This is a genomic window from Pseudomonas ekonensis, from assembly GCF_019145435.1.
In the GTDB taxonomy this organism is placed as follows: Bacteria; Pseudomonadota; Gammaproteobacteria; order Pseudomonadales; family Pseudomonadaceae; genus Aquipseudomonas; species Aquipseudomonas ekonensis.
Window position 1 is genome coordinate 486,604 of sequence record NZ_JAHSTS010000001.1, and the last position, 20,897, is coordinate 507,500.

Genomic DNA, 20,897 nt, shown 5'->3' on the forward strand with positions numbered 1-20,897 from the left:
CACAGATCTGTGTGGGAGCGGGCTTGCCCGCGATTGGCCGTGATGCGGTCCCGATTCTTAAAAAGTGTTTAAAGGTTAATCGTTTCTTAACCGGTTTATCGTTTATTCCCCGATGCTGATGATAGGCGCTCGTTCGTTTACAGGATCAGGATCGCCCCATGTCGCACCTCACCTTCTCCCGCCGTTTCAGCCTGGCCGCGCTGAGCCTGTCGGCTGCCTTGTTAGCCAGCCCGTTCGCGTCTGCCGAATCTGCCCTGATCGAGCCCAAAAGCCTGATCGTCGACCGGAGCCTGCCCCAGGGGCAGCAAACGGCCATGGAGCTGGCGGCGCGGCGTTACGGCAGTTTCTGGAACTCGGGGGAGGAGGCGTTGGCCACGGCGGCGCTGTCGCCGCAGTTCGTCGACATGACCCCGCCGCAAGGCCGGGTGCAGGGGCCGACCGGCCCGTTGCTGGCGTCCAGGTTCTTCCGCACGGCGGTGCCGGACCTGAGCTGCGAGATCGAGCAGATGATCGTCGCCGGTGACCGCGTGGTGGTGCATCTGCACTTTCGCGGGCATTTCACCGGCACCTTCAAGGCTCTCAAAGGGCAGGGCCAGCGTGTAGACTTCCGGGCAACCGATATCTATCAGATCGCCAATGGCCGGATCGCGGCCAATTGGCATATCGAAGACAACATCAGCCTGATGGCGCAATTGCAGGCGCCGGCCGGCTGAACCATGGACATGAAAGGGAAACGCGATGAGCGAGGAATCGATTCGGTTGGGACGTGAGCGGCGCTGGCTGGTGCTGCTGGGCATCATCTGCCTGGCGCTGATCGGCGGGGCGCTGTACATGCAGATCGTGCTGGGCGAGGCGCCGTGCCCGCTGTGCATCCTGCAGCGCTATGCGTTGCTGCTGATCGCGCTGTTCGCGTTCATCGGCGCGGCCATGCGCACCCGCCGCAGCGTCACGGTGTTCGAGGCGCTGGTGGTGATTTGCGCGCTGGCCGGGGCCGGGGTGGCGGGGCATCACGTGTACACCCAGTTCTACCCGGCGGTGAGCTGCGGCATCGATGTGCTGCAGCCGATCGTCGATGACCTGCCGCTGGCGAAGATCTTCCCGCTGGGCTTCCAGGTGGACGGTTTCTGCTCGACGCCGTACCCGCCGATCCTCGGCCTGTCGCTGGCCCAGTGGGCGCTGCTGGCCTTCGTGCTGGTGGTGGTCCTGGTGCCGCTGCTGACCGCGCGCAACCGCCGGGCGTTGCGCTGAGTCAACTTATCCCAAGGCTTGCCGATACAGGACGGCACCCCGATTTCCGGGTTCGGAGATCGGGGCGCCGTGCATTTCAGGGGCCGTGTGAAAACGTCGTGACGAACGGCAACGAATGGTGCGGCGAGTGTGCGACATGTTGTCACACACGTTGCGCCGCAGTGTCGTTTTCAGGACAGGGATGACGCAGGATCAGGCAAGCGGACGGTTCTGTTTCGACATTTGTCAGCATTTATTCAGCGTTGTTCCGGCAGGCAGTTTTAACAACATCTGGCATTTGGCCAGAACCCTTTGGTTATCGGGGTTTACGCCGATCGGGGATGGGGAAAATGCCTTCGGAGCTGTCTGATCTGAGGCGGGTACACCTACATTTTTTGGTGTTTTTGTTGAGAATCGATTTCGATACCATGCGCCACTTTTGCAAAAACGGTGATGGATTGTTGCTCTGAGGGATAAAAATTATTTCGGGATGAGACATGGTGTCGGGGGCGCTACCTCACTACAATCGCCCGCACTGAATTCCCGGCACTGCCCGTCCTTATAAAGGCACAGGCAGGAAGTCGGGTATCGGGGCGGCCATGAGGCCTGCTGCGATACCCAGGTGTCGGTGCCTTCCAACTTTCCGCACCAAATGGAATTGGTCTGTAACAAGGCCTTTGACCACGAATTCGAATAAGAACTGACCGCTGTCCCAGGATTTGTCGAGCGTCTGACGCGCGACGGGCGGCCCTTATTCAATCCAAAGAAAATGCCAACCCTTGGCAGGGTGAAGTGTTGGCGATCAAAACCCAACTGCATTGCGCAAGCTGCTTTAGAGGTCGTGAGATGAGTAAAAACAGGTACCCCAGATTACTAGGCCTAGTGCCGCTGCTCGGCACGTTGCTGCTGGGAGGCTGCAACATGACCTTGCTCAATCCAACGGGCCAGATCGGCCTGGAACAGCGCAACCTGATCATCACCGCCACGCTGCTGATGCTGTTGGTCGTGGTGCCGGTCATCGTGATGACCTTCCTGTTCGCCTGGAAGTACCGCGCCTCCAACAAGAACGCCGTCTACACCCCGAAATGGTCGCACTCGACCAAGATCGAAGTGGCCGTCTGGACCATCCCTGTCCTGATCATCATCGCCCTGGGCTACATCACCTATAAGTCGACCCACTCGCTGGATCCTTATCGCCCGATCGAATCCGACGTCAAGCCTGTGACCATCGAAGTGGTCGCGCTGGACTGGAAATGGCTGTTCATCTATCCGGAACAAGGCATCGCCACGGTCAACAAGATCGTGTTCCCGGCGCACACGCCGATCAACTTCAAGATCACCTCCGACGCCGTGATGAACTCGTTCTTCATCCCGGGCCTGGGCGGCCAGATCTACGCGATGGCGGGCATGCAGACCAAGCTGCACCTGATCGCCGACCGCAACGCTGAAATGGAAGGCATCTCCGCCAACTACAGCGGCGCTGGTTTCACCGGCATGAAATTCAAGGCTATCGCAACTTCCCAGGAAGATTTCGACGCCTGGGTAAGTGAAGTCAAAAAGGCACCTAAACAGCTTGATCAAGCTGAATACGCAGCCCTTTCCAAGCCAAGCCAGAACAATCCGGTTGAGCTCTACTCCTCGGTCACGCCGAACCAGTTCCAGATCATCGTCGACAAGTACGAAGGCATGAAACCGGGCAAGCCTCTGAAGCACGAGAAGAAAGAGAAGGAAGTGGCCGCCACGGAAATGGACTCGAATTCGCATTCAGCTGCCGGGGCAGAGGAGTAAACGATGTTTGGTAAATTAAGTTGGGAAGCGGTTCCTTTCCACGAGCCGATTGTCATGGTGACCATTGCCATGATCGCGCTCGGTGGTCTGGCGCTGTTCGCGGCAATCACCTACTTCAAGAAGTGGACCTACCTGTGGACCGAGTGGCTGACGTCGGTCGACCACAAGAAAATCGGCGTGATGTACATCATCGTCGCCATGGTCATGCTGCTGCGCGGCTTCGCCGACGCCATCATGATGCGTTCCCAGCTGGCCATGGCCACCGAGGGTTCGCCTGGCTACCTGCCGCCTGAACACTATGACCAGATCTTCACCGCCCACGGTGTGATCATGATCATCTTCATGGCGATGCCATTCTTCACCGGCCTGATGAACCTTGCGGTGCCGCTGCAGATCGGCGCCCGTGACGTTGCCTTCCCGTTCCTGAACTCCCTGAGCTTCTGGCTGCTGGTGTCCGGCGTCGTGCTGATCAACCTGTCCCTGGGCGTCGGCGAATTCGCCAAGACCGGCTGGGTTGCCTATCCGCCGCTGTCGGGCCTGCAATACAGTCCTGGCGTGGGTGTGGACTACTACATCTGGGCGCTGCAGCTATCGGGTCTGGGTACGACACTCACAGGGGTCAACTTCCTGGCCACCGTGCTGAAGATGCGTACCCCTGGCATGAAGCTGATGGACATGCCGATCTTCACCTGGACCTGCACCTGGGCCAACGTCCTGATCGTGGCTTCGTTCCCGATCCTGACCGCCACCCTGGCGCTGCTGACCCTTGACCGTTACATGGATTTCCACATTTTCACCAACGAACTTGGTGGCAATCCGATGATGTACGTCAACCTGTTCTGGGCTTGGGGCCACCCTGAGGTGTACATCCTGATCCTGCCGGCGTTCGGCATCTTCTCGGAAGTCGTCTCGGCGTTCACCGGCAAGAAACTGTTCGGCCACCACTCGATGATCTACGCCTCGGGCGCGATCTCGGTGCTGGGCTTCATGGTTTGGCTGCACCACTTCTTCACCATGGGTTCGGGCGCCAGCGTCAACGCCTTCTTCGGTCTGGCGACGATGCTGATCTCCATCCCGACGGGCGTGAAGCTGTTCAACTGGCTGTTCACCATCTACCAGGGCCGTCTGCGCTTCACCAGCCAGGTGATGTGGACCCTGGGCTTCATGGTGACCTTCGCCATCGGCGGCATGACCGGCGTACTGCTGGCCATCCCGGGTGCGGACTTCGTGCTGCACAACAGCCTGTTCGTGATCGCGCACTTCCACAACGTGATCATCGGCGGCGCGGTATTCGGCTACATCGCAGGCTTCGGCTTCTACTTCCCTAAAGCGTTCGGCTTCAAGCTGCACGAAGGTTGGGGCAAGGCAGCGTTCTGGTTCTGGATCGTCGGCTTCTTCGTCGCGTTCATGCCGCTGTACGCTCTGGGCTTCATGGGCATGACCCGTCGCCTGAACGCCACCACCAACCCTGAGTGGGTGCCGTACCTGTACGTCGCCATGGTCGGTGCGGTGCTGATCGCGTTCGGTATCGCTTCCCAGCTGATCCAGCTGTACGTGTCGGTGCGTGACCGCAACAAGCCAGAGAACATGTGCGAACACGGCGACCCGTGGAATGCCCATACCCTGGAATGGTCGACCTCGTCGCCGCCGCCGTTCTACAACTTCGCCGTCCTGCCGAAGGCCGACTGCATCGACCCGTTCACCGAAGCCAAGGAAAACGGTACCGCGTACCAGAAGCCGGCCAAGTACGAGCCGATCCACATGCCGAACAACACCGCCACCGGTGTGGTGATGGGCGCTCTGCTGACCGTGTTCGGTTTCGCGATGATCTGGCACATCTGGTGGCTGGCGATCGCGAGCCTGGCAGGCACCGTGATCTACTTCGTGATCCACGCTGCGCGTGACGATCAGGGCTACATGGTGCCGGTCGACGTGATCGAGCGCATCGAAGCCGAGCAGCACAAGCGTCTGGTCGCGGCCGGCAAGATCCCGGCGTCCGCCACCCGTGTTGAAACCAAGTTGGAACAGGCTTAAACAATGTCGAACTTAGTGACCAATGTTGGACACGCCCATGGTCATGACCATGGGCACGATGACCATCACCACGACTCGGGCGAGATGACCGTGTACGGTTTCTGGCTCTACCTGATGACCGACTGCATCCTGTTTGCGTCGATCTTCGCGGTGTACGCGGTACTGGTGAACAACGTGGCCGGCGGACCGTCGGGCCACGACATCTTCGAACTGCCTTACGTGCTGGGCGAAACCGCTCTGCTGCTGTTCAGTTCGATCACCTACGGCTTCGCCATGCTGGCGTTGTACAAGGGCAAGAAGCAGCAGGTTCTGGGTTGGCTGTTCATGACCTTCCTGCTGGGCGCGGGCTTCATCGCCATGGAGATCAACGAGTTCCACCTGCTGATCTCCGAAGGCTTCGGCCCTAACCGTTCGGGCTTCCTGTCCGGGTTCTTCACCCTGGTCGGCACCCACGGCCTGCACGTTTCCGCCGGTCTGATCTGGATGGCGGTGATGATGTACCAGGTCAACAAACATGGCCTGACGTCGACCAACAAGACCCGCCTGAGCTGCCTGAGCCTGTTCTGGCACTTCCTGGACGTGGTCTGGATCTGCGTCTTCACCGTCGTCTACCTGATGGGGACCCTGTAATGGCTAATGCACACTCCCATGACAGCCACGATGCTGGCCACGGCAGCGTAAAGTCTTACGCCATCGGCTTCATCCTGTCGGTGATCCTGACCGTCATCCCGTTCGGCCTGGTGATGTACCCAAGCCTGCCGAAGGCGACGACGCTGGCGATCGTCCTGCTGTTCGCGGTGATCCAGGTGATCGTTCACCTGTATTACTTCCTGCACCTGGACCGTTCCGTGGCGCAGCGCAACAACGTGATTGCGTTCGTCTTCACGGCCATCGTGATTCTGCTGCTGGTCGGCTTGTCGCTGTGGATCATGTTCAGCATCCACACGTTCATGATGGCGAAGTGAGGTAGACCCGATGTCGCTCAAGCACTTTATCCAAATCACCAAACCGGGGATCATTTTCGGTAACGTGCTTTCGGTGGCGGGCGGGTTCTTCCTGGCCTCCAAGGGGCATGTCGATCTGGCCGTGTTCCTGGCGGCCATGATCGGCACCTCCCTGGTCGTGGCCTCCGGTTGCGTGTTCAACAACTGCATCGACCGCGACATCGACCTGAAGATGGAGCGCACCAAGAACCGGGTGCTGGTCCAGGGACTCGTCTCCCTGAAGCTGGCCCTGGCCTACGCGACCGTCCTGGGCGTCGCCGGCGTTGCGTTGCTGTACAAGGTGGCCAACCCGTTGGCTGCCCTGTTCGCCGTGATCGGCTTCATCATCTACGTCGGCTTCTACAGCCTGTACCTCAAGCGCAAGTCGGTTCACGGCACGCTGGTGGGCAGTCTGTCGGGCGCCATGCCGCCGGTGATCGGTTACGTGGCCGTGAGCAACAGCTTCGACATGGCCGCGCTGACCCTGCTGGTGATGTTCAGCTTGTGGCAGATGCCGCATTCCTACGCCATCGCGATCTTCCGCTTCAAGGATTACCAGGCCGCATCGATTCCGGTGCTGCCGGTGAAGCGCGGGATCGAGACGGCCAAGAAGCACATCCTGATCTACATCCTGGCGTTCCTGGCGGCGACCCTGATGCTGACCTTGAGCGGCTACGCCGGCATGAGCTACTTCGCCGTCGCCGCGGCCATGGGCATGTACTGGCTGTACATGGCCTGGACCGGCAACAAGGCTGTGGACGACACCGTCTGGGCACGCAAGCTGTTCGTGTTCTCGATCTTCACCATCACCGCGCTGAGCGTGATGATGTCGGTGGACTTCAAGGTGCCGGGCGATGTGCTGATGACGTACGCGCAGTAAGGTTGCAGGCTTCAAGAAAAACCCCGCCATCGGAAGATGGACGGGGTTTTTTCTTGCCCGCGATTCGGTGGCCGGGGAGGGGAATGGCCGGTTGCGCGGTAATGGCAAAAGGCCTAGATTTGGATCCAAACCTGCGGTCCTTCATGCATCGATTCAGAGGCTGGGCGAAATGACGGAAAGGCTGACCTGCGACGAACGCTTCATTGCACTGGCGAAAGAACTGAACTTCGACATCTATGGCGAGAATTCCAGCGGCGGCAACTATGCGCCGCTGATCCGCCACCACGACGAGCTGTACATCAGCGGCCTGGTGCCGCGCACCCACGGCCAGATCCAGTACCCGGGCCGGGTCGGCCTGGAACTGACGCTCAAGGATGCCCAGGCCGCCGCCAGCATCAGCGCGATGCGCGCGCTGGCGTTGATCGTCGATGCCGTCGGCTCGCTGGACAAGGTCAAGGCGCTGCTGCGGGTCACGGTCTACGTGAAGTCCACGGCGGACTTCGTCGACCTGAGCGAAGTCGCCAACGGCGCATCGGATGTGTTCAGCCATGTGTTCGGCGATGTCGGCCGGCACACCCGCACCACGGTCGGCGTGTATCAGCTGCCCAAGAACGCGGCCATCGAAGTGGACATGATCGCGGCGTTGCATCCGTCGGCGTAACCGAAGGCCCGCACAGCAAAAAGCCCCGCCTGGCATCCAGAGCGGGGCTTTTTCGTCGGCGCGCGGTTTACTGCGCGGCGATGCTGTAGCCGTCGAACGCGGTCTGCTGCTGCAGGGCGGTGATGATGTTCTTGCGGTTGACCGCCTGCTCGGTGCCGGCGTTGTCGATGAAAGTCTCGCTCTCCAGCTCGGCCTCGTCGCCTTCGCCGGTGAAGGTGAAGCCGAGGAACTCCAGCGCTTCGCGGTCCATGCTCAGGCGCGAGCGCGGGGTGCGCATCGGCAGGGTCACGCTGATGCCGTCCTTGCTGATGCTGAACACTTCGGCGTCTTTCTTGGCCCGTGCGGCCTTGCCCTTGCCGCCGCTCGGATTGCTGATGGCCTGGTGGGTCTGGTTCAGGACCTTGAGGGCCAGGCCGTAGACGATTTCCTGGAACGCCGGATCGTCCTTGAAGCTGGACAGGATGCGGCTGATCGGGAACTTGCTGCTCAGGTCTTCGAGGGCGGCGGTGTCGGCGGCTTCGGCGTCCTTGAGGCGCTTGAGCTGGCCCATCAGTTCGTAGGCCTGGTCGTCATCGAAGCGGTCGTGGGCCTGACGGATCGCTGCGCGCAGCTCACGGATCTGCTCGCTTTCGCGGGTGGACTGGAACGCGTCCAGCACCATTTCGCTGATGGTCTTGGCCTGCGGAAGGTGTTGTGAAAGATTGATGGAGTTTTCGTATTCCGCTTTGGACGACAGAGTGACTACGGATTCAGCGGTGTTGAAATCGGACATTGAAATTTCACTACTTCTTTGACTGGGTGGAGGCGAAAAAGCACGGGTCTTTTTCCGGGCGCCTAATTTAGGGGAGCGGCGCCGGGTTGTCACGGAGCAGGGCGCCGACGGCGCCGATTATTTGCCCGCTGCGTGCTGCTCCACCGAACGCAGCATCGACTGCTCGGCGCTCTGCGGGTTGACCTGCAAGGCAAAGCGGAACGTCGCACCGCGCCCTGGGGCATCGAGCAGGCGGATCTCGCTGCCGTGCAACTGCAGGATGCGGTGCACGATGCGCAGGCCCAGCCCGCCGTCCCGCCGTGCGCCGCCGATGTTGAACGGGCGCAGGAACAGGCCTTCGCGCAGTTCCGGCGCGATGCCGGGGCCGGTGTCGCTGACCGTGACTTCGACCTGCGCACCCTGCGGCTTGAGCGCAAGCTCGATGTCCCCGCCCGGCGGGGTGTGGCGCAAGGCATTGTCCACCAGGTTGGTCAGCACCCGCTCGATGAGGCCAAGGTCTGCACAGACCGCCGGCAGGCCGGCGGTGAAGTCGGCCTTGAGGCTGACCTGGCGGGCCTCGGCGCCCAGCTCGAATTTCTGGAACACGTCCTGCACCAGGTCGGTCAGCGAAAAGCGCTCCAGCACCGGTTGCACGAACCCGTGCTCCAGGCGCACCAGTTCCAGCAGCGATTGCGCCAGGCCGCCGACCTTGCGGCTTTGGTCGAGGGCGATCCCCAGGTAGCGTCGGCGGTCCTGCGCCGACAGCGTGGCGTCCTTGAGCGACAGGGTCTCCAGGTAGCCGTGCAGGGAGGCCAGCGGCGTGCGCAGGTCATGGGAGATGTTCGCCACCAGCTCGCGGCGCTCCTGGTCCTGGCGGGTCAACGAGCGCCACTGCTCGCCGAGCCGGGCCTGCATCTGCCGGAAGGCGCTGTCGAGCACGGCGATTTCGTCGTGTCCGGCGGACTTGTCCACAACCGGCGGGCCGTTCTCCTGCGACGCGGCGCGCGGCGCGCCGTCGATGTCGAAGCGGCTGACGGTGTCGGTCAGCCGCCGCAACGGGCGGGTGATCAGGTTGAACGCCACGAGGCCGGCGACCAGGCACAGCAGCGCCACCAGCCCGATGGACAGCAGGGCGGTGTTCAGGGCGGCGCTGGTGGCCCCGCGTTCGGCGTAGCGGTCATGCTCCTCGCTGAGCAGCACCACATAGAGATAGCCGGACGGCTTGCCGTCGACCTGCAGCGGCGCGGCGCTGAACACCTTGCGGCCGTCGACGCTGCGCGGGTCGTCGCCGAGGATCGGCAGCGGCTGGTCGTCGAGCAGCCGCCGGACCGGGGCGAGGTCCACCGTCTGCCTGCGCAGCCGGCCTTCGGGTGCGGCGTTGCCGACGATCCGGCCGGTGTTGTCCAGCAGGTACACCTCGACGCTGGGGTTGACCAGCATCAACTGGCTGAACAGTTCGCGCACGGCGCCGGGCATCAGGCCGTGGCTATCCATCAGCACGGTGTCGCGGGCGATGTGCCGGGCCAGGTCGCGGGACAGGCCCTGCACCACTTCAAGTTCATGCATCTGGCTGGAGCGCACCTGCAGCCAGGCCGAGGTGCCGCAGCACACCAGCAGCAGGGCGGCGAACACCAACGACAGGCGCTGCGTGAGGGTCAGTCTCATGGCTGTTCCGCGCTGGCGCTGAACTTGTAGCCGCGCCCCCACACCGTGAGGATGCGCCGGGGCTGGGCGGGGTCGGCCTCGATCTTCGAGCGCAACCGGTTGATGTGGGTGTTGACCGTGTGTTCGTAGCCTTCGTGGCTGTAGCCCCAGACGGCGTTGAGCAGGTCCATGCGCGAGAACACCTTGCCCGGCTGGCGGGCGAAGAAGTGCAGCAGGTCGAACTCCCGAGGGGGCAGGTCCAGCCGCTGGCCGTTGAGCAGCACCTCGCGGGTGATCGGGTCGATCTCCAGGCCGTCGAGCATCAGGCGCCCGGCGTCCATCTTCAGGTTGCGCGCCATGGCGTCGACCCGGCGCAGCAGCGCCTTGACCCGGGCCACCAGCTCCAGCATCGAGAACGGTTTGGCGAGGTAGTCGTCGGCGCCCAGTTCCAGGCCGAGGATGCGGTGCACTTCGCTGGAGCGGGCGCTGGTGATGATGATCGGCGTATAGCGCGCCATGGCCCGGGCACGGCGGCAGATTTCCAGGCCGTCGACGCCGGGGAGCATCAGGTCGAGGATGAGGGCGTCCCACTGTTCCTGCTGCAGCAGGCGCATGCCTTCGGCGCCGTCGGCGCTGTGCACCACCTCGAATTGCTCGTCCCGCAGGTGCAGGCAGATGAGGTCGGCGATGTGCAGGTCGTCCTCGACCACCAGGACGCGTTTGGTCTGTTCCATGAAGCTCATTCCTTCGGCGCGATAGGCGCATTGTGCGGGTTTTCCTGCGGGCGAGTTATCACCAATTGTTTAACTTCCCGTGAGGATTCGGCGATCAACCCAAGCCTAGGCTGTGTTCGTCATCAAGCACTTGGAATCGACGGAGACAGCCATGTTTTCAAGGCGACAGATACTGGCAGCGGGCGGCGGGCTGGGGGTTGCGGCCCTGTTGGCGGGTGTATTGCCAAAGTTGTCGACCGGCGCGGCGCCGATCGGCGAAGCCCGGGCCGACGAAGCGTTCGAAGTTGTCCACAGCGACAGCGAATGGCGCGCGCTGCTCAGCCCCGAGCAGTACGACGTGCTGCGCCGGGAAGGCACCGAACGGGCCTACACCAGCCCGCTGAACGGCGAGCACCGCACCGGCACGTTCGCCTGCGCCGGTTGCGCGCTGGCGCTGTTCTCGTCCGCGACCAAGTTCGACAGCCGCACCGGCTGGCCGAGTTTCTGGGCGCCGCTGGAGCACGCCGTGGCCACGCGTCAGGACCGATCCTTCGGCATGAGCCGCGAGGAGGTCCACTGCCGGCGCTGCGGCGGGCACCTGGGGCACGTCTTCGACGACGGCCCGAAACCCACCGGCCTGCGCTACTGCATGAACGGCGTGGCCATGACCTTCAACCCCGCGGCGGCATGAACCGTGCCCCGCCCGCGTTTTTCACTGACTACAGGACGATGCCATGTGGCTCTTGGTTCTCGCATATCTGGGCGGCGTGCTGACGATCGTCAGCCCCTGCATCCTGCCGGTTCTGCCCTTTGTCTTCGCTCGCACCGGGCAGCCGTTTTTCAGAAGTGGCTTGCCGCTTTTGGCGGGGATGGCGCTGACCTTCGCCCTGGTCGCCTCGCTGGCGGCGGTGGGCGGCGGTTGGGTGGTGCAAGTCAATCAGTACGGGCGCTGGCTCGCGTTGCTGTTCGTTGCACTGTTCGGGCTGACGCTGCTGCTGCCGCAGTTGGCCGAACGGTTGACCCGGCCGCTGGTGTCGGCCGGCAGTCGCCTGTCGGAGGCCGCCGGGCAGGACAGCCGGCCGCGTCCCGGCGCTTCGTTTCTGATCGGCGTCGCCACCGGGCTGCTCTGGGCTCCGTGCGCCGGGCCGATCCTGGGGCTGATCCTGACCGGCGCCGCGCTGCAAGGCGCAAGCATCGCCACCACGTTGTTGCTGCTGGCCTACGCCGCCGGTGCCGCCACTTCGCTGGCCGCGGCCCTGCTGTTGGGCGGTAAGGTCTTCGCGCTGATGAAGCGCTCGATCGGCACCGGCGAGTGGATTCGGCGCGGGCTGGGGGCCGCCATGCTGGCCGGGGTGGCCGCCATCGCGTTGGGTCTCGACACCGGGGTTCTGGCGCGGGTGTCCACCGCCTCCACGGGCGGCCTGGAACAGGCGTTGGTCGGCAAGCTGTCCGGACGTTCCGCCGGTGCGAACGGCACGATGAGCGCGCAGGTTCCCGCGTCGGACGTCCCTGAAGACGGCGCCATGATGGCGGCGGGCGGCGCAATGAAAATGGCGGCGAAGGCACCGGGCACCTTGCCGGTGGAGGGGCCGTTGCCGCCGCTGGACGGTGCGGTGCAATGGCTCAACTCGCCGCCGCTGGACGCCCAGGCCTTGAAGGGCAAGGTGGTGCTGGTGGATTTCTGGACCTACTCCTGCATCAACTGCCTGCGCACCCTGCCTTACGTCAAGGCCTGGGCCGAGAAGTACCGCGACCAGGGGCTGGTGGTGATCGGCGTGCATGCGCCGGAGTTCGCCTTCGAGCGCGACGTGGGCAACGTCACCAAGGCCATGAAGGAGCTGGGCATCCAATACCCGGTGGCCATCGACAACGACTACCGGATCTGGCGCGCCTTCAACAACGAATATTGGCCGGCGCATTATTTTGCCGACGCGCAGGGGCGAATCCGTTACCACCATTTCGGCGAAGGGGATTACGCCGAGTCGGAAAAAGTCATTCAGCAACTGTTGCGTGAGGCCGGTTCGAAGACCGTGGCCGACGGCTTGATCGATGCCGATGCCCAGGGCGTGCAATTGGCCGCGGACATGAATCAGGTGCTGTCGCCGGAAACCTACATCGGTTACCAGCGCGCTGAACATTTCGTACCGCAAACCAGCCTCGTGCCCGACAAGGTGGCGGCCTACAAGACCCCGGCCACCCTGGGCCTGAACGACTGGAGCCTTGGCGGGCAATGGTCGGTCGGCGCCGAGCGCGCCACCGCCGATGCGCCGGCGGGCCGCATCGTCTATCGCTTCCATGCCCGCGACCTGCACTTGGTGCTGGGCCCGGGCAAGGACGGCAAGCCCGTGCGCTTCAAGGTGACCCTCGATGGCCAGGTGCCGGGCGATGCCCACGGCGTCGATGTCGCACCGGACGGAACGGGCCAGGTGACCGAACAGCGCCTCTATCAGTTGGTGCGCCAAAGCGATGGCGTGAAGGACCGAACCTTCAGCATCGAGTTCCTCGATCCGGGCGTGTCGGCCTACGCCTTTACCTTCGGTTGAACAGGAGTGCGCAACATGAAAAACCAAACGATCTGGCGCCGTCTGTTGCTCGGCGTCGCGACGGCCGCCGTGGCGGGGCAATGTTCGGCGTTCTCCTTCGGTGCCGAACAAGGGGTGGTCATCCCACCGCCGGCCCTGGATGAGAACACTCAGGCCCACAGCGAGACGGCGGTGTTCGCCGGCGGCTGCTTCTGGGGCGTCCAGGGTGTTTTCCAGCACGTCAAAGGGGTGCGCAGCGCCGTGTCCGGCTATGCCGGCGGCGCGGCGGACACGGCACAGTACGAACGGGTCAGCGAGGGCGATACCGGCCACGCCGAGTCGGTGCAAGTCACCTTCGACCCGGCGCAGGTCAGTTACGGCAGCCTGCTGCAGATCTACTTCTCGGTGGCCCACAACCCCACCGAACTCAACCGGCAGGGACCGGACAGCGGCACGCAATACCGCTCGGCACTATTTCCACTCAATGCCGAACAGCAACGGGTGGCTCAGGCCTACATCGCCCAGCTCGATGGGACACATGCCTTCGGCAAGCCGATCGTGACCCGGCTGGAGACCTACAACGGCTTTTACCCGGCGGAGGACTATCACCAGGATTTCCTGACGGAACACCCGAGCTATCCGTACATCGTGATCAACGACCTGCCGAAGGTGGCGCAGTTGAAGCAGTTGTTCGCCCAGCGTTATCAGGAGACGCCGGTGCTGGTGAAGGGGACGCCGTGATCCGCGCGGCGCTGGCGCGTCGCCGCTAAGGTTTTCCCCAGGTGCGCACCGCGAAATCGACGAAGCGCCGCAGTTTCGGCAAGCGGTAGCGATCCTGGGCGTAGAGCAGGTGCATCGGACGGTTGGGAGGCTGGTAGTCGGGCATCACGGTGATCAGCCTGCCGTCGCGCAGATCCTGCTCCACCAGCGCATCGGGCAACATCACGATGCCCATCCCGGTGCGTGCGGCCTGGTGCAGGCCGGCAGAGCTGTTGATCAGCATCGGCCCCTTCACGTCCACCATGATTTCACCGTCCGGACCGTTGAGTCGCCATTGCTTTTCCACCGATTGCCAGTCGTCGCCGGCAGGGTAGGCGAACGACAGGCAGTCGTGCTGTTGCAGATCCTGCGGCGTGCATGGCATGCCGCGGCGGGCGACATAGCTGGGGGAGGCGCACATGGTCAGGTTGTAGTCGATCAGCGGTCGGGCGATCAGGTTGCCGGGCTCGAAACTGCCCAACCGGAACGCCACGTCGAGGCCGCTTTCCAGAAGGTCCGGACGGCGGTTGGTCAGCACCACGTCGAGCTTGACCTTCGGGCACTGCAAGGAGAACTCGCTCAGGGCCGGCGCCAGCCGTTCGACGCCGAACGTCAGCGGGGCGGTGATGCGCAGGATGCCGCGCGGCTCGTCCAGGGTCTGTTCGGCCAAGCGTTCGGAGTCGGCCACCAGCCCCAGCACTTCCAGGCAACGCTGGTAGTAGAGCGAGCCGAACTCGGTCAGCCGCTGGCGCCGGGTGGTGCGTTGCAGCAGTTGCACGCCGAGCCGCTGCTCCAGTGCCCGCAGGTGGTTGCCGACCATGGTGGTGGACATTTCGCATTGCAGGGCTGCCGCGGTCATGCTGCCGGCTTCCACGACTTTGACGTAGACGCTCATCGACTGGAACAGATCCATTATCAAGTCCTGCTTCTAAATGATTGAAGTGTTGCCGAGTTTATCCAGCTCTGGTGGCTAACCATACTGCAAACACACCGACCTTCACTGGAGTTTGAAGTCATGACCGCCGCCCTGATGAACACCTACCAACCGCTGGCCCTGAGTTTCATCAAGGGACTGGGCACCCGACTGTGGGATCAGGCCGGTCGCGAGTACCTGGACGCGGTGGCCGGTGTGGCGGTGACCAACGTCGGCCACTCCCATCCGCGCATCGTTTCGGCGATCAGTGAGCAGGCCGGATTGCTGCTGCACACCTCCAACCTGTACAGCATCGACTGGCAGCAACGGTTGGCGCAGAAGCTCACGCAGTTGTCCGGCATGGCGCGGGCGTTCTTCAACAATTCCGGGGCCGAGGCCAACGAAACCGCGCTGAAGCTGGCGCGCCTCTACGGCTGGCGCAAGGGGATCGATCAGCCGCTGGTGGTGGTGATGGCCAACGCTTTTCACGGTCGCACGCTGGGCACCTTGTCGGCCAGCGACGGCCCGGCGGTGCGCCTCGGTTTCAATGACCTGCCGGGGGATTTCGTCAAGGTGCCGTTCGGCGACCTGGCCGCGCTGGATCAGGTGCAGCGCCGGCACGGTGCGCGGATCGTGGCTGTACTGATGGAGCCGATCCAGGGCGAAAGCGGTGTGCAGACCGCGCCGCCCGGTTATCTCAAGGCCGTGCGCGAGCGGTGCGACCGTCATGCCTGGCTGTTGATGCTCGACGAGATCCAGACCGGTATCGGCCGCACCGGCCGCTGGTTCGCGTTCCAGCACGAAGGCATCGTGCCGGATGTCATGACGCTGGCCAAAGGCCTGGGCAACGGCGTGCCCATCGGCGCCTGTCTGGCGCGGGGGCGAGCGGCGGATCTGTTCACCCCCGGCAGCCACGGCAGCACCTTCGGCGGCAATCCGCTGGCGTGCCGGGTCGCCTGCACGGTGCTCGACATCATCGAAGAACAAGGGCTGCTGGAAAACGCCAGGGTACAGGGCGAACGCCTGTTGACCCGCCTGCGCGCAGAGCTGGCGGACAACCCCAACGTGCTCGCGATACGCGGGCAGGGGCTGATGATCGGCATCGAACTCAAGCAACCGGTCCGTGACCTGACGCTGATTGCGGCACGGGATCACGGATTGCTGATCAACGTCACCCGCGGCAAGACCATCCGGCTGCTGCCGCCGCTGACGCTCGATGAGCGGGAGGTGGGGATGATCGTCAGAGGGGTGGGGCGGGTGATCGCCTCGATGTGAGGCTTGGGCGGGCAGTGTGTCATGCACTGCCCGCTAACCTGATGATTTCGCCGCGCTCCCAGAGCACCACCTTCTCCCCCGCAAACCCCTCAAACAACTGCCGGTGCGCAGCCCACCCGTCCGCGCCATCCCGATCCCGGTAGCCGGCGGCCCACGCCAGCATCGCGGCCATGCGCGGATCGTCCGGGGGCGTCCCGCGTTCCCGTTGGCGGATGTTGGTCACGCATTCCGCGTCGGCGATGCGCAGCCAGATCAGCGCCGTCGCGCGGTCGAGCAATTCGCGGACGAACACGTCGTACACGCCTTCGATCACCCAGCGTTCCCGGCTGGCGGCGAGCCGCGCCATGCCCATCGCTTCGCCGCGGGTGCGGGGGATGCTGTGTTCGTCGGACAGCCAGTGGATGCGGTCAAGCTCGACCCACGGCGCGTCCAGGCGTTCGGCCAGGCGTCGGGCCAGCCAGCTCTTGCCGGCGCCCGAGTTGCCGATGATGAGGGTACGTGTGAGATCCATGGGCATGCTTGGGCCCTGTGGTGCTGTGGTTCTAGTCAGGATAGTCCGACAGGTCGGGCGCCAGCATCCGGGTCTGGGCTGCGCCGTTGGCGTTGTGCTGGATGATGTCCTGTGGCTGTCCGGCCTGGTTGAAGAACACTTGGCCGATCCCCGCCGAGTTCCACAGGCGCTCGCCCGCTTCGGCGTGTTCGGGGACGTAGGGCACGATGCGCATGCGGCGGCGTTTGGTCAGCCAGTTCAGCGGCGAGCGCGGCGAGTAGAGCCAGCGGTTGAGGCGGTCGAACCATTCCAGCAGGGTGGGCGGAAACTCGTTCTTGATGCCGCTGCTGGTGATCTGCCAGATCCGTGGGCCGGCCTTGCGGTGTCGGATGAGCACCTCGTAGACGAAGGAATAATGCACGTCGCCGGACAGCACCACGTAACTGCCGGGCGTACGGGAGTGTCGGAAAATGTTCAGGATCACCTGGGCTGCGCCCCGATGGGCCATCCAGTTTTCCGCGTCCACCAGCAAGGGGTAGCCGCACCAGCTGAACACCCGCTGTACGGTCTCGATCAGTTTCACACCGAAAACCGGCGCCGGTGACACGATGATCGCCGACGGGTGATCGAGCAGTTCCTGTTGCAGTTCGCACAGGGCTTCCCAGTCCAGCAGGCCCGAGGGTTGCTTGAGCGAGCGTTCGCTGCGCCAGCGCCGGGTGCGTGTGTCGAGCACCACCAGCGCCGGGGTGGTCGGCAGCACGTAGTGCCAGCGCTGGAAACGCAGCAGGTCGTCGATCAGCGCATCCTGCGCCGGGCTGTCGAGGTAGCGGCCGTCGCCGTCGGCGCCCAGGCGGCGGGCCTTCTCCAGCGGAGCCTTGAAGGCGTCCGGATTGTTGCCCCAGCCCTGGCACAGCAGGTAGGCGATCAACGCATTGCCGATGATGCGCCTGGAGAACGGATGGCCGTAGGCCGTTTCCTCCCATTGCGCAGACAGGTTCCAGTCGTCGGTGATGTCGTGGTCGTCGAAGACCATCAGGCTCGGCAAGTGCGCCAGCGCCCGCGCCACGTCGCCCAGGCCGGCCTTGAAGCCGTCGATGCGCACCTGTTCGAGGGCGTAGCGCTTGAGCCGGTCCGGCGTCAGCGCCGGCGGCTGCGGGTCGATCAGCGTCCACGGCACCGGCGACCACACCAGCAGGTACATCGCCATGACTTCGGCGAACGTCACCAGATGGTTGTCGGCGTTGCTGCTGGTGAAGATCGGCTTGCGCGCCCCGCCGAAGAACCGCTCGCGCAATGTCGCGTTGCTCTCGAGCGCCGGCAGCAGGTCCGCGCGGTGGTAGTAGCTGGCCGGGTGTTCGTAGAGCCGGGCGCTGTCGCTGACCACGGCGCCCTGAAGGTGCTCGCCGAACAGGCCCAGGCGCGCGATCAAGGCATGGATCGCGCGCAGCGTCGGTCCGGCGACGTCGTCGGCGTAGATCTGGTCGCCGGTCATCATCAGCAGGGCCGGGCGTTGCGCGGGATCGGTCTCGGCCGCCAGCAGTCGGTCGACGCACAGAAGGCCGTCGGCGGCCTTGTGGTGCGGCTTGCGGCAGGAGCCGTGGAGCAGTTGGTCGATGCGCGAACGCAGGACGAAGTCCGGCGAGGCGGCGTTGCCGTAGAGCAGGTGAGGGGCCCATTCGGCGATCGGGTGCTGGCCGTCGATCAGCAGGTCATAACCGATGCGGGTGTCGCAGGGCAGCGGAGTTTGCAGGGCGACGTCGATAAGATGGATGAAGGCCCGGGTTCCTGCGGAAACGACAGTGCATTTCGTCCCGTCGAGCGGAATGTCTCCCACGCCCTCCAGGCGCAAGGTCAGTGACAATGGTCGGGTACCCACCAGCCACATCACCATCCTGGACGGCTCCAGCCGGCGCAACAGCGGGCCGGCCAGCACAGGGGGCAGGGTCAACTCATCAAGGGACATCGCGGATCAAGTCTCCGGGCGCACGGGCCGGCGATCATAGCGCAGCCGGCGCCCGCCACCCTTAAGCCAGGCTTAAGATTTGACCTTCTGCAGCTTCAGGTTCAGCAGACGCCAGTCGGCGTACCCGGACTCCTTGCCGGCCACTTGCTGCAGCGAGCAGTCGTAGCGGTAGCTGACATCGTCGCCGAGCATGTTGCGGGCGGTGACAGTGTTGCTGATGGTGTAAGTCTGGTCCTTGTACCGCGTGCTCTGGGTCGAGGACGGGTTGGCGATCACCGCCGAGGCGGGAAAGCGCATGGCGTTCATGATGAACGGCGCGCACATCACCGAGGCCAGCAGGGACTTGTCGGCGTTCGGGTCTTTGCCGATCCGTTTGCGCAGCGCGGCGAATTCTTTGCCGGCGGTGTCCTGCACCTTCTTCTCGGACACCGCTGCCGTCAGACGTTTACTGAAATTGGGCAGGAGCGCGGACTCAGGCGGCGAAGGCTCGTTCTGCGGTTCACCGGCGACATAGGCCGGAAAGTCGTCGGCCCCCGGGAGCAGCGCGACGTCGGAGGCCGGCTCGGCCTCTTGCTCCACCACTTCCTCCGGTGCAGCCCTTTCGGCACGGTGCGCAGACGGGAACAGCGAAAAGGTGATCGACAGCATCACCAGACCCACGATGAAACCGCCCGCCGCACCCACCAGGTTGCTGTAGATCAGGTTCCAGCCGCCGCGGTTCTTCACCACCCAGCGCCACATGAAACCCCAGGCCGTCACAAACACGAGTAAACGCAGAAACTCCATTCGATCCTTTCCTTGAATTGCCTATCGCCCGGCATCGGTGTCTGCCGAGCAGGGCGCTGAAGATGGGTGGCAAGATATCAGAACGACCGAGTCTCGCCACGCAGACATTCACCGAAGGCGCAGGCGTCAGAGCACGTCTTTCAGGTAGCCCTTGATCGCCAGCACGGGCCCGTGCAACTGCTCCAGCGAATCGGCCTGGCCGATGCCCGCCGACAGCTTGTGCAGCTCGCGCCCCAACGGCTTTTCCGCACCGCCCAGGGCGCCCAGCGCCAGGTCCAGGCACTCGTGCAGCTTCACCCGGATGGCGTCCACGTCATTGCGGCGCACCAGCAGATCGAACACGTCCTTCTGGTAATCGCCCATGACCAGATCGTCCCGCAGGATCGGGCTCAGGCCTTCTTCTTCATAGGCCAGCTTGAGGGAGAACAGGGCGACGGTTTCCAGTGACGTTTCCACGGTGAGGATCCTTACGCAGCGTGCCGCGGGGGAGGGGGCGGCCGCCAAAAGTAGAAAAGGTCCTGCAAAACAAGACCTTTTCTACTTTTGGTGCCCGAGAGGGGCTCGAAAATACCTGCTGCTATAGGCGACTGTCGACACAGGCTGTGTAAAAGGAAAAAGAATTTCTAAGCGGGGGTTGACGGCCAATTTCAATGCTGTACTATTCGCCTCCCGCTAACGAGCAGCTCGAAGCTGATCTTAGTTAAGCAATTGATTTTGTTGATGAAATTAAAGCTTTTAAGGGTGTTGCAAAAAGAGGTGAAGCATGTAGAATGCGCGCCTCGGTCGAGACGAAAGAATTGACCAACCGCTCTTTAACAACTGAATCAAGCAATTCGTGTGGGTGCTTGTGGAGTCAGACTGACAGTCAAAAAGATTATCAGCATCACAAGTTACTCCGCGAGAAATCAAAGATGTAACCAACGATTGCTGAGCCAAGTTTAGGGTTTTCACAAAACCCAACGATGTTTGAACTGAAGAGTTTGATCATGGCTCAGATTGAACGCTGGCGGCAGGCCTAACACATGCAAGTCGAGCGGATGAAGGGAGCTTGCTCCCTGATTCAGCGGCGGACGGGTGAGTAATGCCTAGGAATCTGCCTGGTAGTGGGGGACAACGTCTCGAAAGGGACGCTAATACCGCATACGTCCTACGGGAGAAAGCAGGGGACCTTCGGGCCTTGCGCTATCAGATGAGCCTAGGTCGGATTAGCTAGTTGGTGAGGTAAAGGCTCACCAAGGCGACGATCCGTAACTGGTCTGAGAGGATGATCAGTCACACTGGAACTGAGACACGGTCCAGACTCCTACGGGAGGCAGCAGTGGGGAATATTGGACAATGGGCGAAAGCCTGATCCAGCCATGCCGCGTGTGTGAAGAAGGTCTTCGGATTGTAAAGCACTTTAAGTTGGGAGGAAGGGTTGTACGCTAATACCGTGCAATTTTGACGTTACCGACAGAATAAGCACCGGCTAACTCTGTGCCAGCAGCCGCGGTAATACAGAGGGTGCA

20 protein-coding genes and 1 rRNA gene (1 of these 21 running past the window's edge) are annotated in these 20,897 nt (G+C 63.1%); 13 read left to right on the forward strand and 8 right to left on the reverse strand.

Going from position 1 to position 20,897, the window contains the following annotated elements:
• Positions 1–158 precede the first annotated feature (158 nt).
• The 8 genes from KVG96_RS02365 (at position 159) to KVG96_RS02400 (ending at position 7,573) form a co-directional block, all read left to right on the forward strand.
• Positions 159–713: an ester cyclase gene (locus tag KVG96_RS02365; protein ID WP_217890670.1), complete on the forward strand. Its 555-nt coding sequence runs from the start codon at positions 159–161 to the stop codon at positions 711–713.
• A 25-nt stretch (positions 714–738) separates the two neighbouring features.
• Positions 739–1,248 carry a disulfide bond formation protein B gene (locus KVG96_RS02370; protein ID WP_217890671.1) on the forward strand — a complete coding sequence of 170 codons (510 nt, stop codon included), beginning with the start codon at positions 739–741 and terminating at the stop codon, positions 1,246–1,248.
• Positions 1,249–2,073: 825 nt separating this feature from the next.
• Positions 2,074–3,015, forward strand: a complete 942-nt coding sequence (cyoA, locus tag KVG96_RS02375) for a ubiquinol oxidase subunit II (protein WP_085584898.1) — start codon at positions 2,074–2,076, stop codon at positions 3,013–3,015.
• Positions 3,016–3,018: 3 nt separating this feature from the next.
• Positions 3,019–5,049, forward strand: a complete 2,031-nt coding sequence (gene cyoB, locus KVG96_RS02380) for a cytochrome o ubiquinol oxidase subunit I (protein ID WP_217890672.1) — start codon at positions 3,019–3,021, stop codon at positions 5,047–5,049.
• Between the two features lie 3 nt (positions 5,050–5,052).
• Positions 5,053–5,679 (forward strand): cytochrome o ubiquinol oxidase subunit III, encoded by a 627-nt coding sequence (locus tag KVG96_RS02385; protein ID WP_085584902.1) that lies wholly within the window; start codon positions 5,053–5,055, stop codon positions 5,677–5,679.
• The gene (gene cyoD, locus KVG96_RS02390; protein WP_103304512.1) at positions 5,679–6,014 is read left to right on the forward strand and encodes a cytochrome o ubiquinol oxidase subunit IV; all 336 of its coding nucleotides are present in this window, start codon (positions 5,679–5,681) and stop codon (positions 6,012–6,014) included. The genes KVG96_RS02385 and cyoD overlap by 1 nt, the downstream gene beginning before the upstream one ends.
• Positions 6,015–6,024: 10 nt before the next feature.
• The gene (gene cyoE / locus KVG96_RS02395) at positions 6,025–6,912 is read left to right on the forward strand and encodes a heme o synthase (RefSeq protein WP_085584906.1); all 888 of its coding nucleotides are present in this window, start codon (positions 6,025–6,027) and stop codon (positions 6,910–6,912) included.
• A 169-nt stretch (positions 6,913–7,081) separates the two neighbouring features.
• A complete protein-coding gene (locus KVG96_RS02400; protein WP_085584908.1) occupies positions 7,082–7,573 on the forward strand; it encodes a RidA family protein in 492 nt (163 codons plus the stop codon).
• A 67-nt stretch (positions 7,574–7,640) separates the two neighbouring features.
• On the opposite strand, the gene KVG96_RS02405 is transcribed toward KVG96_RS02400, so the two are convergent.
• From KVG96_RS02405 to KVG96_RS02415, 3 genes are all read right to left on the reverse strand, one after another.
• Positions 7,641–8,345 carry a hypothetical protein gene (locus KVG96_RS02405; RefSeq protein WP_217890673.1) on the reverse strand — a complete coding sequence of 235 codons (705 nt, stop codon included), beginning with the start codon at positions 8,343–8,345 and terminating at the stop codon, positions 7,641–7,643.
• A gap of 117 nt (positions 8,346–8,462) precedes the next feature.
• Positions 8,463–9,989, reverse strand: coding sequence for a sensor histidine kinase (locus KVG96_RS02410; RefSeq protein ID WP_217890674.1), 1,527 nt, complete (start codon positions 9,987–9,989; stop codon positions 8,463–8,465).
• A complete protein-coding gene (locus KVG96_RS02415) occupies positions 9,986–10,702 on the reverse strand; it encodes a response regulator transcription factor (protein WP_217890675.1) in 717 nt (238 codons plus the stop codon). Before KVG96_RS02415 ends, KVG96_RS02410 begins: the two co-directional genes overlap by 4 nt.
• 151 nt (positions 10,703–10,853) lie before the next feature.
• On the opposite strand from KVG96_RS02415, the gene msrB reads away from it, so the two are divergent.
• From msrB to msrA, 3 genes are read left to right on the forward strand one after another with little or no spacing between them, the layout of a single operon-like run.
• Positions 10,854–11,372 carry a peptide-methionine (R)-S-oxide reductase MsrB gene (msrB, locus tag KVG96_RS02420; protein ID WP_217890676.1) on the forward strand — a complete coding sequence of 173 codons (519 nt, stop codon included), beginning with the start codon at positions 10,854–10,856 and terminating at the stop codon, positions 11,370–11,372.
• Positions 11,373–11,415: 43 nt separating this feature from the next.
• The gene (locus KVG96_RS02425) at positions 11,416–13,224 is read left to right on the forward strand and encodes a cytochrome c biogenesis protein DipZ (protein ID WP_217890677.1); all 1,809 of its coding nucleotides are present in this window, start codon (positions 11,416–11,418) and stop codon (positions 13,222–13,224) included.
• Positions 13,225–13,239: 15 nt separating this feature from the next.
• Positions 13,240–13,944, forward strand: coding sequence for a peptide-methionine (S)-S-oxide reductase MsrA (gene msrA, locus KVG96_RS02430; RefSeq protein WP_217890678.1), 705 nt, complete (start codon positions 13,240–13,242; stop codon positions 13,942–13,944).
• A gap of 25 nt (positions 13,945–13,969) precedes the next feature.
• On the opposite strand, the gene KVG96_RS02435 is transcribed toward msrA, so the two are convergent.
• Positions 13,970–14,875, reverse strand: a complete 906-nt coding sequence (locus tag KVG96_RS02435; RefSeq protein ID WP_217890679.1) for a LysR family transcriptional regulator — start codon at positions 14,873–14,875, stop codon at positions 13,970–13,972.
• Positions 14,876–14,977: 102 nt separating this feature from the next.
• Here KVG96_RS02435 and KVG96_RS02440 point away from each other — a divergent pair, with 102 nt between their 5' ends.
• Positions 14,978–16,150, forward strand: coding sequence for an aspartate aminotransferase family protein (locus KVG96_RS02440; protein WP_217890680.1), 1,173 nt, complete (start codon positions 14,978–14,980; stop codon positions 16,148–16,150).
• A 19-nt stretch (positions 16,151–16,169) separates the two neighbouring features.
• On the opposite strand, the gene KVG96_RS02445 is transcribed toward KVG96_RS02440, so the two are convergent.
• The 4 genes from KVG96_RS02445 to KVG96_RS02460 all read right to left on the reverse strand — a co-directional run bounded on the left by KVG96_RS02445 (position 16,170) and on the right by KVG96_RS02460 (position 19,845).
• On the reverse strand, positions 16,170–16,661 hold the full coding sequence (locus tag KVG96_RS02445; protein ID WP_217890681.1) for a P-loop NTPase family protein: 492 nt from the start codon (positions 16,659–16,661) through the stop codon (positions 16,170–16,172).
• 31 nt (positions 16,662–16,692) lie between these two features.
• Positions 16,693–18,603, reverse strand: coding sequence for an alkaline phosphatase D family protein (locus tag KVG96_RS02450; RefSeq protein ID WP_217890682.1), 1,911 nt, complete (start codon positions 18,601–18,603; stop codon positions 16,693–16,695).
• A 72-nt stretch (positions 18,604–18,675) separates the two neighbouring features.
• On the reverse strand, positions 18,676–19,389 hold the full coding sequence (locus KVG96_RS02455) for a hypothetical protein (RefSeq protein WP_217890683.1): 714 nt from the start codon (positions 19,387–19,389) through the stop codon (positions 18,676–18,678).
• Between the two features lie 126 nt (positions 19,390–19,515).
• Entirely contained in the window at positions 19,516–19,845 is a 330-nt protein-coding gene (locus tag KVG96_RS02460; RefSeq protein ID WP_217890684.1) for a hypothetical protein, read from the reverse strand.
• Positions 19,846–20,357: 512 nt separating this feature from the next.
• Between KVG96_RS02460 and KVG96_RS02465 the strand changes: the two genes are divergently transcribed.
• Positions 20,358–20,897: ribosomal RNA gene (locus KVG96_RS02465) — 16S ribosomal RNA — on the forward strand; it runs 997 nt beyond the window's last position.